General features: G+C 66.4%; 13 protein-coding genes and 1 pseudogene. 6 read left to right on the forward strand and 8 right to left on the reverse strand.

Going from position 1 to position 14,753, the window contains the following annotated elements:
- Positions 1–73: 73 nt before the first annotated feature.
- From csg to NBT81_RS17180, 4 genes and pseudogenes are all read right to left on the reverse strand, one after another.
- Positions 74–2,713 carry an HVO_2072 family ArtA-dependent S-layer glycoprotein gene (gene csg, locus NBT81_RS17170; RefSeq protein ID WP_338740128.1) on the reverse strand — a complete coding sequence of 880 codons (2,640 nt, stop codon included), beginning with the start codon at positions 2,711–2,713 and terminating at the stop codon, positions 74–76.
- A 168-nt stretch (positions 2,714–2,881) separates the two neighbouring features.
- Positions 2,882–2,974, reverse strand: a pseudogene (locus tag NBT81_RS17405) (surface glycoprotein); the annotation flags it as partial.
- 471 nt (positions 2,975–3,445) lie between these two features.
- Entirely contained in the window at positions 3,446–4,015 is a 570-nt protein-coding gene (locus tag NBT81_RS17175) for a metallophosphoesterase (RefSeq protein ID WP_338740129.1), read from the reverse strand.
- Between the two features lie 91 nt (positions 4,016–4,106).
- Entirely contained in the window at positions 4,107–5,135 is a 1,029-nt protein-coding gene (locus NBT81_RS17180) for a GntG family PLP-dependent aldolase (protein WP_338740130.1), read from the reverse strand.
- Positions 5,136–5,251: 116 nt separating this feature from the next.
- On the opposite strand from NBT81_RS17180, the gene NBT81_RS17185 reads away from it, so the two are divergent.
- From NBT81_RS17185 to NBT81_RS17205, 5 genes are all read left to right on the forward strand, one after another.
- Positions 5,252–6,337: an aminopeptidase gene (locus tag NBT81_RS17185; RefSeq protein WP_338740131.1), complete on the forward strand. Its 1,086-nt coding sequence runs from the start codon at positions 5,252–5,254 to the stop codon at positions 6,335–6,337.
- A gap of 173 nt (positions 6,338–6,510) precedes the next feature.
- On the forward strand, positions 6,511–7,848 hold the full coding sequence (locus tag NBT81_RS17190; protein ID WP_338740132.1) for a methyl-accepting chemotaxis protein: 1,338 nt from the start codon (positions 6,511–6,513) through the stop codon (positions 7,846–7,848).
- A gap of 346 nt (positions 7,849–8,194) precedes the next feature.
- Positions 8,195–8,518, forward strand: a complete 324-nt coding sequence (locus NBT81_RS17195; RefSeq protein WP_338740133.1) for a hypothetical protein — start codon at positions 8,195–8,197, stop codon at positions 8,516–8,518.
- Positions 8,512–9,345: an MFS transporter gene (locus NBT81_RS17200; protein ID WP_338740134.1), complete on the forward strand. Its 834-nt coding sequence runs from the start codon at positions 8,512–8,514 to the stop codon at positions 9,343–9,345. The genes NBT81_RS17195 and NBT81_RS17200 overlap by 7 nt, the downstream gene beginning before the upstream one ends.
- The gene (locus NBT81_RS17205) at positions 9,324–9,485 is read left to right on the forward strand and encodes a hypothetical protein (protein WP_338740135.1); all 162 of its coding nucleotides are present in this window, start codon (positions 9,324–9,326) and stop codon (positions 9,483–9,485) included. Before NBT81_RS17200 ends, NBT81_RS17205 begins: the two co-directional genes overlap by 22 nt.
- Before the next feature lie 14 nt (positions 9,486–9,499).
- Here NBT81_RS17205 and lrp read toward each other — a convergent pair whose 3' ends face one another.
- A complete protein-coding gene (gene lrp / locus NBT81_RS17210; protein ID WP_338740136.1) occupies positions 9,500–9,961 on the reverse strand; it encodes an HTH-type transcriptional regulator Lrp in 462 nt (153 codons plus the stop codon).
- A 126-nt stretch (positions 9,962–10,087) separates the two neighbouring features.
- Here lrp and glnA point away from each other — a divergent pair, with 126 nt between their 5' ends.
- Positions 10,088–11,467, forward strand: coding sequence for a type I glutamate--ammonia ligase (glnA, locus tag NBT81_RS17215; RefSeq protein ID WP_338740138.1), 1,380 nt, complete (start codon positions 10,088–10,090; stop codon positions 11,465–11,467).
- Positions 11,468–11,540: 73 nt separating this feature from the next.
- Here the strand turns inward: glnA and NBT81_RS17220 are convergent, their stop codons facing one another.
- From NBT81_RS17220 to NBT81_RS17230, 3 genes are all read right to left on the reverse strand, one after another.
- The gene (locus NBT81_RS17220; RefSeq protein WP_338740139.1) at positions 11,541–12,356 is read right to left on the reverse strand and encodes a hypothetical protein; all 816 of its coding nucleotides are present in this window, start codon (positions 12,354–12,356) and stop codon (positions 11,541–11,543) included.
- Positions 12,357–12,553: 197 nt separating this feature from the next.
- Positions 12,554–13,393: a phosphatase PAP2 family protein gene (locus tag NBT81_RS17225; protein ID WP_338740140.1), complete on the reverse strand. Its 840-nt coding sequence runs from the start codon at positions 13,391–13,393 to the stop codon at positions 12,554–12,556.
- A 46-nt stretch (positions 13,394–13,439) separates the two neighbouring features.
- Positions 13,440–14,699 (reverse strand): YihY/virulence factor BrkB family protein, encoded by a 1,260-nt coding sequence (locus NBT81_RS17230; RefSeq protein ID WP_338740142.1) that lies wholly within the window; start codon positions 14,697–14,699, stop codon positions 13,440–13,442.
- Positions 14,700–14,753 lie beyond the last annotated feature (54 nt).

The raw sequence follows: 14,753 nt of genomic DNA on the forward strand, positions 1-14,753 counted from the left end.
GGCTGTCTCCGGGATGTAGCGTCGATAAAAAAACCGCGTCGGGTGACCGCTACCGGCGGTCAGTCGTGGCTACTTATTCGTCGCGCCGGGTGGCCAGCAGTGCCGCCGCCAGCAGCGCGATGACCGCGATGACCGCACCGAAGCCCGGCCCGCCGCCCTCCGTGGGCGTCGCCGTTGCCGTGTCGGTCGGTTCCGGCGTGTCCGTTGCCGTCGGCTCGGGCGTGTCCGTTGCCGTCGGTTCCGGCGTGTCCGTTGCCGTCGGTTCCGGCGTGTCCGTCGGTTCCGGCGTCGCAGTCTGGCGGTTCTGGACGATCTCTACGCTTTCGACGTCCTCGTTGAAGGCGTCGTCAGCCACGAGTTCGTACGTGCCAGTCTGGACGTCGTCGAGTTCGAGCGAGACCATGTACTGTCCGTCGTAGCCCCACTCGTCGGTCGTGCTCAGCGCGACCGAGTCGCCCTCGTCGGTGCTGAGCTCGACGGTGATCGAGTTGTCGTCCGGTCGCAGGTTGGTCGTCCCCGCGACGACCATCGTGTCGTCGACGGCGATCGGGTTGACGCCCGAGGCTTCAGCGCCCTCGGGGTAGACGCTCTGGATCGAGGTCGACGATTCCGCGAAGCGGAACTGCGCGTTGACGATCCGGTCGTCGCTCGCGACCGCTTCGACCGTCTGGTCGAGGAAGCGAGCGCGCATCTGGTCGCCCGTCAGACCCGAGCCAGACAGGTTGTCCTCGACGAAGTCCGCGAGGTTGCCGCTCGGGAGTTCGCCGTCGCCGTAGTCGCCGTCACGACCCGACGTCAGGATGTGAACGCTGGCCTGACCCGTCGCGAAGCCGTCGGGGCCGACGACGTTGACTTCGTCCTCTTCGAACGTGTTGTCATCGTCGACCGAGATGGTCTCGTGGTTCGCGTTCCCGCGGTTGTCGAAGAACACCACGTCGACGTCCTGGTTACCCAGGGCGGTCCCCGAGATGTTCACGTCACCGTCTTCTTCGGCCACTTGGCCGCCGACGGTCTTGACGTTCGCGCTCAGCTCAGTGTCGACCACGCGGAGCGACGACTGGCTGCTCGTGCCCGTGTTGAACTCCGAGACCGGCACGGACGGGTCGACGTTGTTGCTGCCACCCACGTCGGCCGTGTCGATCACGCCGAGTCGGTAGCTCCCGGGCAGCGAGAGGATGTTGTTGCCCGGCTCGTCGTCACCCTGCGAGAGGATGACGTCTTCCTTTTCGAACGTGCCGTCGGCGTCGACGCCGATCTCGCCGTCGGTGCCACTGCTGTCACCGTTCAGGTCGATCAGCTTGTATTCGCCGTCGCGGCGGATGTACAGCGACACGTCGTCGATGCCTTCCGAGGCGGTCCCGTTGACGTCGATTTCGCTGCCGACAACGTAGGTGTTGTCGGGCGTGTTGAGGGAGACGCTACCCTCTTCGACGGTCAGCGAGGGGTCGTCCTCGGAGCTGGCCGGGAGGTTCGGCACTTCGTCACCGGCCGCGTAGAGGTCGAGGTCGACGTCGGTCGTGTCGAGGTTCGTCGTGTCGACCTGTCCGCGCGCGATACCGGTGTCGTCGTCGATGGTCAGGTTCGCGTACGCGTAGTTGACGTCCGAGACGTCTGCACCGGACGGAAGAGGGTCACCGCTCTGGTAGACTTCCGTGTCGTTGACGACGACGCCGACGGAGTCCGTGTCGCCGACCTGACCGAAGACGCGCCGTGCGTCGCCGATCGTGACGCCGTCACGGAGGTCGTCGGAGTCGATGGTGACGACGTGGTCCTGGCCCGCGTTCGAGCCGCGGACCGAGAAGGTCACGTCGTTCCCGCGCGTGACCGAGTCTTCGTCCAGGTCGAGCGTGACGTCGTCGTCACCGGTGACGGTGACGGTCGTCGACTCGACGGCCTGACCGAAGTCGAGGTCGTCGGAGCCGGCCACCTCGATGGTGTAGGTACCCGTCCCGAGGTCGGTGAGGTCGAGCTCCCAGCCGACGTCACCGTCCGAGCCGCTACCCGCCTTGATGGCGTTACCGGTCGCGTCGCGGTCGGAGATAGCGTCACCAGTGACATCGAGGCCGCCCTCGTTCTCGACGGTGAGTTCGAGGTCCTCGGCCTGATCGTAGTTGTACGAGGCGTTGACCGAGAGGTCACCCGAGCCGCTGACGTCCGATTCGCCCTCAGGGACCGAACCGCCCGCGATGTCCGCGTCCTGGCTGTTCAGGACTTCGAGCTCGTCGACCTGCGGTCGCAGGACCGTGACGCCGAAGCCGCCGTCACCGTCGGCCGGACCGTTGGCGTCGTACTGACCGGTCGCCTGATCCTGATCGATGGGGGTCGTGAGGGTCTGACCCTCGGCGTCACCGCTGGACCCCGTCAGGGACGTCCGGCCGTTGAAGTCGATGTCTTCCTCGCCCTGGAAGACGGTCGCACCGGAGAGGATGGTGCCCGTACCGTCTTCGGTGTTGAATTCACCGACTTCACCGTTCGAACCGGCGCGGGTCTCGCCGAAGTTGATCGTGACGTCACTACCAACATCGGTGCCGCCCGCTTGGATGTTACTGGTCGTCGTCCCAGTGCCGGAGACACCGGTGTAGTCAACGGTGATAGTACCGTCAACGGTGAATTCGCCACTCGCGGGCGAGTTCGTTGTGGTAGTGTCGTATTCAACCGTAGCGGCGTCGCCAGTTACAGTAACATCGCCGCCGGTTTTGTTGGTGACTGTCACATCAACGTTGTCAATTGTTCCTGAAGTGGAAGTCAGGTCAATTGACTCAGTGTTTTGTACGCTCGACGCTGAGACGTTGAATGTGATGTCGTGCGTTACTGTTGTGTTTACAACCGAAGTCTGAGTGAGTGTGTCGTTGCCCGCAGTATAATTAGTGGTTGCAGCAGCCGATCCCGACAGCGCCACGGTACCAGCGAAGACGCTGAATACCATGAGCGCCGCGAGGATCACTGCGCGGGCTTTGTCGTTATAGTCTGTCATGTTTTTGCGTTGTTGTCTGCATCGGCAATCCAGACGGGGTCTTTCATGCCGGGTTCGTGGTCTGACTGATCGCCAGCCTATCCACGGGTAGGGGTGTTCGAAATGAAAGCCGAGTGTGGTAAATACTTTGTGTTCAAATCATGCGTGTGTCAGACGGTGCCAATGGGCGTCTCAGCCCGATTCCGGGGCGATTCGTGAACTGGTATATGCCTTGTGTGTAGGCGGGTCGCGACGGCGGGGCGTGGCACTCGGATCGAGGGGGACGGGAGGGAGCGAGGAGAGTCGGCGACCCCGCGCGAATCGGCGGGCGACCCCGCTGGTCGGTTCGGTGAATTCCACCGACGGCGGAAGGCTACAACGGCCGTTTGAGCCTACGGTGTGTCTATTATCCCATCGGGCGTAGGGTCGGTCGCGTGGTCCCCCGACCACGCTTCGGCCCTCCACTTCGTGCTGGTGTGTCCCGACGAGCGATCAGCCGACGCGAAACCGGTCGAGGACGTCGCCGTCCGGGGTTCGAAGCACACCGACGAGCCCCACGTCGGCGTCGGCGTCCGCGTTCGCGTCGAACGGGGTGACCCCGGCCGGTCGGTCGTCGCCCCCCGGCGTCCACAGTTCGGCGTGGCCCGGGCGGTTCCCCCGCGGGTCGGCGTAGCTCCCCGGATTCAGGAGCACCGGACCCGTCTCGGGGGCGTCGACCGACGGACGGTGGGTGTGGCCGGTGACGACGAGGGCCGCGCCGCGCTGTCGGCCGAAGAGGGAGCGGGCGGTCGCGCCGCCGCGCTCCGTGTGCGTGACCGCGATCCGAACGCCGGCGTAGGTCGTGGTGGCGGCCGAGGGGAGTCGCTCCCGGACGGCGGCGGTGTCGGCGTTGCCGTGGACGGCGACCAGTCGGTCGGCGCGTTCCCGGAAACCGTCGAGGACCGAGGGCGTCGTGAAGTCGCCGGCGTGGATCGCGAGGTCGGCGGCGGCGAGGGCCTCGCGGGTCCGACCGGTCAGTCGGGGGTCGTCGGTGCCGTGCGTGTCGGAGCAGACGACGAGCATGCGGGAGCGTCGAGGCGGGCGGGCAACTCGGTTGCGGTCCGTACCGAGGACGGACCGCGGTCGGACACGCGACGTCGCACGGAGCGAGGTATCACTCCAGCGATCCGAGGGCCGTCTCGACACGGTCGACCGCCGTCTCCACGTCCGATCGGTCGACGTCCAGATGCGTACAGAACCGGACGGTTCGATCGCCGAAGGGACCACAGGCCACGTCGTGGGCGGCGACTCGGTCGACGAACCCCTCGGGGTCGAGGCCCGTCCCCGAGACGTCGGCGACGACGATGTTGGTCTCGGGCGTCGGGACGGAGAGACCGTCGACGGCGTCGAGACCCTCGGCGAGGCGGGCGGCGTTCTCGTGGTCGGTCGCGAGGCGGCCGCGGTTCTCCAGTGCGAGCAGTCCGGGCGCTGCGATCATTCCGACCTGTCGCATCCCGCCGCCGAGGAGTTTCCGGACCCGTCGGGCCTCGTCGACGAACGACTCGCGTCCGGCGAGGATCGAGCCGACGGGCGCACCCAGCCCCTTCGAGAGACAGAACAGGACGGAGTCGACGGGGGCGACCATCTCTTCGGCGTCGACGCCGAGGGCGACACAGGCGTTGAACAGGCGCGCGCCGTCGAGGTGGACGGGCACGTTGTGGTCGTCCGCGGCGCCGGCGACGGCGCGGACGTGGTCGACGGGCACCGCCACGCCGCCGCGGGCGTTGTGCGTGTTTTCGAGGGCGACGAGGCCGGTACCGGGGCGGTGGAGGTCGGCCTCGTGACAGCTCTCGTGGACCTGTTCGGGCGTGAACGCGGCCCGGTCGCCGGCGTCGACGGTCCGGGTCTGGAGGCCGGCACCCCGGGCGAGACCACCCACCTCCCACCGCACCATGTGGGCCTCGCCGTCCACGAGGACTTCGCTCCCGGGGTCGGCGTGGACGTACGCGGCGATCTGATTGCCCATCGTCCCCGTGGGGACGAACAGCGCCGACTCGCATCCGACGACGTCGGCGGCGCGGCGTTCGAGGTCGTTCACCGTGGGGTCGTCGCGGTAGACGTCGTCGCCGACGGCGGCGTCGCGGGCGGCGTCGCGCATCGCGTCCGAGGGGCGGGTCACCGTGTCCGAGCGGAGGTCGATCATACGTCGAGTCGGTGCCGCCAGATCAAATAGCTCCGGGCGGTCGCGCGGGGGTCGCCGACCGGCACCGGGAGGGCACACTCCGAAAGGCTTTGCCGCCCGCGCGGGAACGCACATGCATGGACCCGCGCATCCGCACGCACGCGGAGACCATCGTGGACCACTCGACGAGTATCGAGTCGGGCGACGACGTCGTGATCAGCATGCCCGCCGTCGCCGAGGACCTGGCGGTCGCCCTGCACGAACTGCTCGGCGACCGAGGAGCGAACCCGGTCTACCTGCACAACTCCGAGCGGGCGAGTCGGGCGTTCCTCCGGGCGAGCGACGACGACTTCGAGACGCCGGCCCACCAACTCGCGCTGTTCGAGGAGGCCGACGCCTTCGTCATCGCGCGGGGCGGCCCGAACGTCTCCGAACAGGGCGACGTGAGTCCCGAGACCAACGCCGCCTACCGGCGGGCGATGCGGCCCGTCCTCGACGAACGTCTGGAAAAGCGGTGGTGTCTCACCCAGTTCCCCTCCTCGGGCCACGCCCAACTGGCGGGGATGAGCACCGAGGCCTACGAGAACTTCGTCTGGGACGCGGTGACGCTCGACTGGGAGGCCCAACGCGAGCACCAAGCCCGGATGGTCGAGATCCTCGACGGGGCCAACGAGGTTCGGATCCGGAGCGGCGACGAGACGGACGTCACCATGTCGGTGGCGGGCAATCCGACGCTCAACGACTACGGCGAACACAACCTCCCTGGCGGCGAGGTGTTCACCGCGCCGGTCAAGGAATCCGTCGAGGGATACGTCCACTTCGACCTCCCGCTCTACCGAAAGGGCAAGGAGATAGAGGACGCACGCCTCCGGTTCGAGGACGGCCGCGTCGTCGGCCACAGTGCCGAGCGCAACGAGGACGTCCTCACGGGGATCCTGGACACCGACGAGGGCGCGCGCTACCTGGGCGAACTCGGCATCGGGATGAACCGCTCGATCGATCAGTTCACGTACAACATGCTGTTCGACGAGAAGATGGGCGATACGGTCCACATGGCGGTCGGCAACGCCTACGCCGACACGGTGGGAGAAGAGAACGAACGCAACGAGAGCGCCGAACACGTCGACATGATCGTCGATATGGGCGAGGACTCGGTCATCGAGGTCGACGGCGAGGTCGTCCAGCGAAACGGCACGTTCGTCTTCGAGGACGGCTTCGAGTAGCGGGGGGCCACTAATCGAGCGGGGAGCCCCCCCGACGCGCCACCTGCCCGCCCACGTGCTACCGCCCGTCCGACCGTGACGCGACGACGGCCGACCAGGTGGCACTCGACAGCGTATTCTCAGGATGTGGAATATTGTGACAGTTTGAAATACCCGCTAAGCGAAGCCCGGATATGGCAACGAGTGAGAGCGGTTCGACGGAGGGTGGCTCGACGGCCGGCGAGGATTTCTCACAGGGAATCGTCGATGGCAAGCAACTCCCGGAAGACCAGCTCTGGAACGTTCTCACGGACAACCTCCGGCAGATAATGGAGTCGACCGGTGCGGCGATGCGGATTCTCGATATGGAGTTCAACGTCGTCGTCGAGAACAAGCAGATGAAGGAACTCGGTGGCGTCGACGCCGAGGAGAGCGAACTGGTCAAATGCTACGACCAGTTTTGCAACCCCGAAGTCTGTGGGACGGGCAACTGCACGCTGAAACAGATCGTCGACGAGGGGCGAGAAGAGATTCGTGTCCAGGTCGAAAAGGAGAGTTACGACGGGCGTGTCGTCCCGACGGAACTCGTCGTTCGACCGATTCGCGACCGGGAGGGCGACGTGGTCGCTATCAGCGAGACGTTCCGCGATATATCCGACCGGAAGGAAGCGACACGGAGTATCAAATCCGCGGTCGACGAACTGAAACAGTCGGCCGAACAGGTCGCAGAGAATTCACAGACGATTAGCTCCCAGGCGACCGACCAGTTGGAGTCGGTCACGGAGGTCTCGGAGGAAGTGTCGTCGCTCAGTGCGACCGTCGAGGAGATCGCCGCCACCGCCGACGATGTCAAGTCCATTAGTGAACGGGCACGCGAGGAGGCCGAGGCCGGTGAGGAAGACGTCGACGAGACGATCGAGATTATGACAGACATCGAGAGGGCGGCCGCGGACGTGACCGACGACATCCGCGAACTCAACGAGAGCATCCAGCAGATAGACGAACTCGTCGACGTCATCAACGACATCGCCGATCAGACGAACCTACTCGCACTGAACGCCTCCATCGAGGCGGCTCGGGCCGGCGAGGCGGGCTCTGGATTCGCCGTCGTTGCAGACGAGGTCAAGTCACTAGCAGAGGAGTCCCAGAATCGAGCCACCGAAATCGAGGAAATCGTCGGCGAGATCCGCGAGGACACCGCGGATACCGTCGAGAGTCTCGAAGGGACCAACGACGTCGTCCAGGAGGGAGCAGAGAAAGTACGCAGTTCCGGCGAGACGTTCAAGAACATCGCCGAAGTGGTCGAAGACGTCTCAGACGGCGTCACAGAGGTGGCAGACGCCACCGACGACCAGGCCGCAAGTACCGAGCAGATAGCGAGCATAGTCGACCGGACCGCGGAGGACTTCGAACGGGTCGCCGACGAGGCCGAGTCCATCGCGGCAGCGAACGAAGAGCAAACGACGAAGATACGAGAGATCAGTAACGAGATCGACGAGATGAACGCACTCGACGTCCAGAGCGAACTCTGACCGGTGTCGCACGCAGCCGACGCCAACCGCGTCGGCAAACGATCCGGGAGAGCCGAACTCGTCTCGACGATCGGCGAGTCCATCTTTCGACCACGACGATCGCGTTACCTCACGGTGATCCCGGTACCGAGGTAGGGACAGTCCGTTGGGCAGTCCTCACGCGTACCGACTATGACCGCGCGTTGTTCGGTCCCGACCCTTCGTTCGTGGTTTGGGTGTCGGCAATTCCGCGAGGTCGTTCGCACTCGAATGATCGCAGGAAACTCGCCAACACGCCAGACACCGGCCCCAGTCCTGCAGTTTCAACAGAGCAGTGTTTTTCAGGTCCCGCCGCGGAGACGGAGGTATGCCCACGACGGCGGCGAAAAACCGGTGGTTCGTCGCGGCGTCGGCGATGCTGATCCACCTCTCTATCGGGTCGGTGTACGCCTACAGCGTGTATCAGCGACCACTCCAGGAGACACAGGGGTGGAGCATCGCCGACGTGACGCTGGGGTTCACCCTCGCCATCGTCACGCTCGGCCTGTCGGCGGCGTTTCTCGGCCGGTACGTGGAGCGGTACGGACCACGCGTCGCGGGGACGGCCGCGGCCGTCGGCCGTCCTGTTCGCCGGCGGAACGATACTCGCGGGCGTCGCCGTCTCCCGGGGGAGCCACACGGTTCGTGTTGACCTACGGTGTCGTCGCCGGTACGGGGCTCGGATTGGGGTACATCAGCCCCATCTCGACGCTCGTGAAGTGGTTCCCCGACCGACGGGGGCTGGCGACCGGCCTAGCCGTGATGGGGTTCGGCGCCGGCGCGCTGGTGAGCGGCCCCGTGGCGAACGCCCTGATCGAGGCGACGAGCATCCCGACGACGCTGTACCTCCTCGGGACGGCCTACTTCGTCGCGATGGCAGCCGGGGCGAGTTATCTCGCACCGCCGCCGGAGGGGTGGGTTCCAGCCGGCGTCGACCCGGACGACGTCGTGGAGGCGGACAGCCACGGCGTCGTCGTCGCGACGGACCTCGAACAGTTGAGCGCCCGGGAAGCGCTCCGGACGCCACAGTTCTACCTGGTCTGGGTCGTCGTCTTCATCAACGTCTCGGCGGGGATCATGCTCCTGTCGGTGGCATCGAACATGACACAGGCGATCACGGGAGCGAGTGCGGCCGTCGCCGCCACGGTCGTCGGCCTCATCGGGGTGTTCAACGGGGCGGGACGGATCGTCTGGTCCAGCCTCTCCGATTACCTGGGTCGAACGACGACATACGGCGTGTTCTTCGCCGTCCAGATCGTCGGCTTCCTGGCACTGCCCACCGTCACCACCGTCCCGGCGTTCGCGGCGGTGTTGTTCGTCATCGTCTCTGCTACGGCGGCGGGTTCGCCTGTCTCCCGGCGTATCTCGCGGACCTGTTCGGGACCGATGAACTCGGCGCGATCCACGGCTACACGCTCACCGCGTGGTCGGTGGCCGGAGTCGCCGGCCCGACGCTCGTGGCGCGGGTCGTCGAACTGACCGGCAGCTACGCGCTCGCCTTCTACGTCGTCGCGGGCGTCCTCACGGTCGGCCTCGCCTGTGTCGGGGTGCTCCGCTGGCGGGTGGCCGTCGTCCGCCGGGCGCGACTCCGGGGGACGCCACATGGCGTCCACCGCTGACCCGCGGGGGGTGTTCACTCCCAGTCGACTTGGAGTTCGAACTGCTTGTTCTCGACGACGGCGTTCAGGACGACGCTGGTGTTGGACTCACGGATGTCGGCGTCGGTCAGCAGCGTCTTGATCTGTTCGTTCATGCCGTCCGTGTCGCGGAACTTGCCGACGGCGATGACGTCGTAGTCACCCGTGACCTCGTAGACGCTGACCATCTGCTTTTGATCGCGCAGGCTCTCGGTGATCCCGGGCAGGGCGCTTCCCTCGACTTTCAACTGGAGGATAGCCGTCACGTCGTAGCCGAGCGCGTCGTAGTTCACGCGGGGCGTGTACCCCTCGATGACACCTTCGTCTTCCAGGTCACGGAGGTGATTCGAGACGGTGGTGACGGAGACGTCGAGTTCTTCGGCGAGGCTCCGCAGGCTGGCACGACCGTCGCCCAGGAGCGCGTTGATCAGCTTCGCGTCTAGATTTTCGTACGTCATGGCAGTTACCGACGTCCCGGGGGGTATAGAAGTTTACGAATATCCAATTACGAGAGATCGTAAGAGGAAATTGCAGCCAACAAAAAAAGCTTAATACTGGGAGTATAGAGTAACCCTGTCCAGAACATGACGGACGAAACTACGGCGACAGACGGCGGTTTAACGGCCGAAGAACAGGGCGTGATCGACGAGATCGACGAGGAGAACGTCGACTTCCTCCGGCTCCAGTTCACCGATATCCTCGGTACGGTCAAGAACGTCTCGGTCCCGGCGAGCCAGGCGGAGAAGGCGTTTACCGAGGGGATCTACTTCGACGGCTCTTCGATCGACGGGTTCGTTCGCATCCAGGAGTCGGACATGCGCCTCGATCCCGACCCGGAGACGTTCGCCGTGCTCCCGTGGCGGAACGGGGATTCGGGTGGCGGTGCGGCGGCCCGGCTCATCTGTGACGTGATCGACACCTCGACCGGCGAACCCTTCTCGGGCGATCCGCGTGGCGTCCTCAAGAGTGCCATCGAACGTGCCGAGGAGATGGGCTACCACGTGAACATGGCCCCCGAACCGGAGTTCTTCCTGTTCGAGGAGGACGAGGACGGCCGCGCGACGACGAAGACGAACGACGCCGGGGGTTACTTCGACCTCGCACCCAAGGACCTCGCGTCCGACGTGCGCCGTGACATCATCTACGGCCTAGAGAGCATGGGCTTCGACATCGAGGCCTCCCACCACGAGGTCGCACAGGGGCAACACGAGATCAACTTCACGTACGACGACGCGCTGTCGACGGCCGACAACGTCGCTACCTTCCGCGCGGTCGTTCGTGCCATCGCGGCCGAACACGACCTCCACGCGACGTTCATGCCCAAGCCCATCGCCCGGATCAACGGCTCGGGGATGCACACCCACATGTCGCTGTTCACCGAGGACGGCGAGAACGCCTTCCACGACGAGGACGACGAGTTCAACCTGAGCGACACGGCCAAAAGCTACCTCGCTGGCGTCCTCGAACACGCCCCGGCGATCACGGCCATCGCCGACCCGACCGTCAACAGCTACAAACGGTTGGTGCCGGGCTACGAAGCCCCCGTCTACGTCGCCTGGTCCGACCGCAACCGCTCGGCGCTCATCCGCAAGCCGGCCGCCCGCGTCCCGGCCGCCTCACGGATCGAGCTCCGGTCGCCCGACCCGTCGTGTAATCCCTACCTCGCCTTCGCGGCCATGATCCACGCCGGTCTCGACGGCATCGAGAACGACCTCGACTGCCCGGACCCGGTCCGCGAGAACATCTACGAGTTCGACGAGGCCAAACGCGAGGAGTACGGCATCACGACGCTGCCTTCGAACCTCGGCGAGGCCGTCGACGCCCTCGAAGCCAACGAGACGATCAAGACTGCGCTCGGCGAACACGTCACCGAGAAGTTCATCGAGGCCAAGTCCCAGGAGTTCGGCGAGTACATCGTCGAGGTTTCGGACTGGGAACTCGACCGCTACCTCGAGAAGTTCTAGCGGCGACTACCCGCGGAGGTTCGGTTTTTTCACCGCGTGTCGGACCGAAGAGCCACGCGGACGGGGCGCGGCGTCAGTCGGTGATGTTGTCGGTCGTTTCGCGCAGCGTCACGAACGTGCCGTGTTCCTCCGCGTCTTCGCCGGTGAAGTTGTCACCGTTCGGCAGGTCCCCGTTTTCGTCGACCTCGGGACCGTCGTAGAGGTCCAGATCCATCGCCTCCAGCGTCGCGGTGTACTTCCCGAAGCCGTTGAGATACAGGAACTCGTCGTCGAGGGAGGCGACCGCTCCCTGATCCTGATCGGTCAGGGTAGAAGTCGTTCGGGAGATCGACGACCCATCGCCGGGATAGATGGACAGCCGCAGTGCCAACACGTCGCCGTCGCCGTCGGCGTCCGACACCCCGTACTTGATCGACTGTGTCTGGCCGGAGGAGCCGAGATCCCACGTGTCGACGCTGAACCGGTCCTCGGCGGCGGGCAGGCTGATCGATACCGTCCGGGTCTTGTCGTTCGACTTGCCGCCGGTGTCGGTGACCGTCACCGTCACGTCGACGTCGCCCTCCGACTGGAAGGGGTACTCGAGCCTCGCGGAGTCGTCGCCGACGACCTGACCGTCGACCTGCCACTCGTAGGTCAGTTGCGACGCCGAGTCCTCCGGATCGAAGGCATCGGCTTCGAACACGTAGACCGACCCCGACGAGCTGATGACGTCGATAGCCTGAACCTTTGGTCCCACGTTCCCGGACTGACCGCCGTCGCCGTCTTCGCTCCCGTACAGCGCCGGGTTGAGTTCTCGGAGTATCTCGTTGAGTCGCTCTTGGGCCTCCTCGGGTATCGTGAAGTCCCGCTCGGACGCGTCGACGAAGTCCTGCAGGGTGATCCCGCTCATTATGCCCCTCCTGCGGGCGGACGGCCCGCGAGCGACGTGCGGTCGGACGCCGATTCGGTCGGAGTCGGTGTCGGTAGAATCATCGCTGTCGGACCGTGGTGACGGCCGGAGTACCGATTGTATTCATGTCATCGAACCCATACAACGAGTGATTGAAACGCCCGGGATTCGGGGTTCTGTCGGCCGATTTCGTCGCGCTACCCCGACAGCCCGGGGATCGCGAGCACCAGTGCGACGGTCCCCCCGGCGAGGCCGCCCGCGACCGGGAGGGTGACGCCGCCATCGAGGACGAGGAGAGCGACGACGACGACGCCCGGGAGGAGGGCGACCGAGGCGACGAGGCGGCGCGTCGATCCAGCGGCGGCGACGACGCGATCACCGGCGACCCGCCAACCGATCCAGCCACCGGCAGTCGCGGCCGCGGCGACGACGGTGTCGGTGACCACCGCGGCGGCGAGCGCCACGAGGCCGACGACGGCGGCGAGGGCGAAGGTCCGACCGGTCTCGGCGGCGGTCACGCTCGCGGGCGAGTAGCCGGGGCCGGCCCGGAGGCCGGCGGCGACGTAGCCGAGGCCGACGGCGACGCCGACGACCACGTCGACGAGGTAGTGGACGCCGATGACGACCCGCGAGGCGGCGACGACGACGATCAGGGCGGCGGCGGCCGCCGAGAGCCGGCGGTCGTCGAAGAGGGCGGCGAGTCCGCCGTAGACGACCGTCGCACCGAGGGCGTGGCCGCTGGGGAAGCCGTAGCCGTCCGTCCCCGCTCCGGGCGGCCGCGGGAGCGCGAAGGCGTATTTGAGCGCGAGCGTCGCCGCGAACCCGCCGAGCGCGAGTGCGAGCGCCGTCGCCATCCGGGTCGAGGAGACGCCGAGGTGGTCGGCGAGCAGGTAGCCGGCGGCGACGACGAGGAGGAGCGTTACGGGGTCGCCGAGGCGCGTGAGGAGGTCGAACAGGTCGACGACCGCCTCCGGAAACGTCTCGACGACCGCCATCTCGCCGACGTCGCGGTCCGCGAGCGTGGTGTCGGCGCGCATACCACCGGCTTCGTCGGGAGAGGTATATATGTCCGGGCTTCCGCGATCAGCGCCGGAAGCGCCGAACGGCCTCGACGGCCCGCGCGGGTTTGCCGAGCAGCGAGAGCCCGAACCCGAAGAGGACGAACAGGACGTAGAGCCCGAGCGTCGAGAGGAAGATGACGATCATGGCGACGACCGCGAGGAGGTCCGAGAGGAGGTAGAACGCACCGAGCGTCATGGCGGTGCCGTAGAGGAGCACGAGATACGGCCCCCAGCCACGGGCGTGGCCACGCCGCATCCGACGCCGGACGTACCGCTTCAGTTCCGCTTCGAGCTCCGGCCGGTCGACCGTGCGCTCCTCGATATCGGACTCGAAGGCGTCGAGGTCGGCACGCACTGCGTCGACCCGATCGGCGAGGTCCTCGATGTCCGGTGCGGGGGACGGGTCCGTATTCGCGTCTCGCGTGTCGTCTCCGGTCATTGCCGTCGTTGCGGTGACTCGGGCCGGCGGATGTTGTACCTGCCGGTCCGGGCCGCCGATCCGTCCGGCGAGGACGGCGTTGATCGTCGCACCCAGGAGGAGCACCAGTCCCGCGAGGTAGAACCACGTCACGAGAAGGAGGACCGCACCGAGGACGCCGTACAGTGCCAGTTGCCCGCTGGTCGCCGTGACGGCTGCGTAGATCGCGAATCCGGTGGCGAGGAGGGTCCAGCCGGTAGCGCCGACGAGCGTTCCGGGGAGCGCCTCGCGGACCGAGAGGTCCACCGACGGAGTGAGGTAGTACACCGGGAAGAGGACGACGGCGAGGACGGCCCCGAACACCACGGGGCCGAGGAAAGCAACGGTCGAGGTCCCGAAGACGGTGATCGCAGCGACGAGACCGAGACCACCGAGCGCACCGACCCCGACGGCGATCAGGACCGTCCCACCGGCACGGACGCCGCCGAGGAACCCGCGGGGATCGGTCCCGTAGACGCGGGCGAAGGCGGTGTCGACGCCGCGGAACAGCTTGAGCGAACTCCACGTCAACAGGAGGAAACCGACGGCAGTGATACTCCCCTGCCCGGCCGTGTTCGCCAGCGCGTCGGCGACGAGCGTCCGTCCCACGGGGAGGAGATACTGGCCGGCGAGGTCGATGATCGCAGTCCGGAGCGCCGGCCCCCCCAGCGCGGTGGCGATGACACTGGCGAGGACGAGAGAGGGAAGGACGGAGACGAAGGCGTAGTAGGCGATGCTGGCGGCCAGGAGGGTCGCGTCGCGGTCCTGCACCTCGCGGGCGACGGTACGGGCGACCGAGAGCCCCCCGGAGAGTCGAGTGGACACGCATCGGCGTTACGTCGGCGGGGACAAAAGGGACGGCCTCGACGGGACGTCGAC

The sequence above is a fragment of the Haloplanus sp. CK5-1 genome, from assembly GCF_037201915.1.
Taxonomy (GTDB): Archaea; Halobacteriota; Halobacteria; order Halobacteriales; family Haloferacaceae; genus Haloplanus; species Haloplanus salilacus.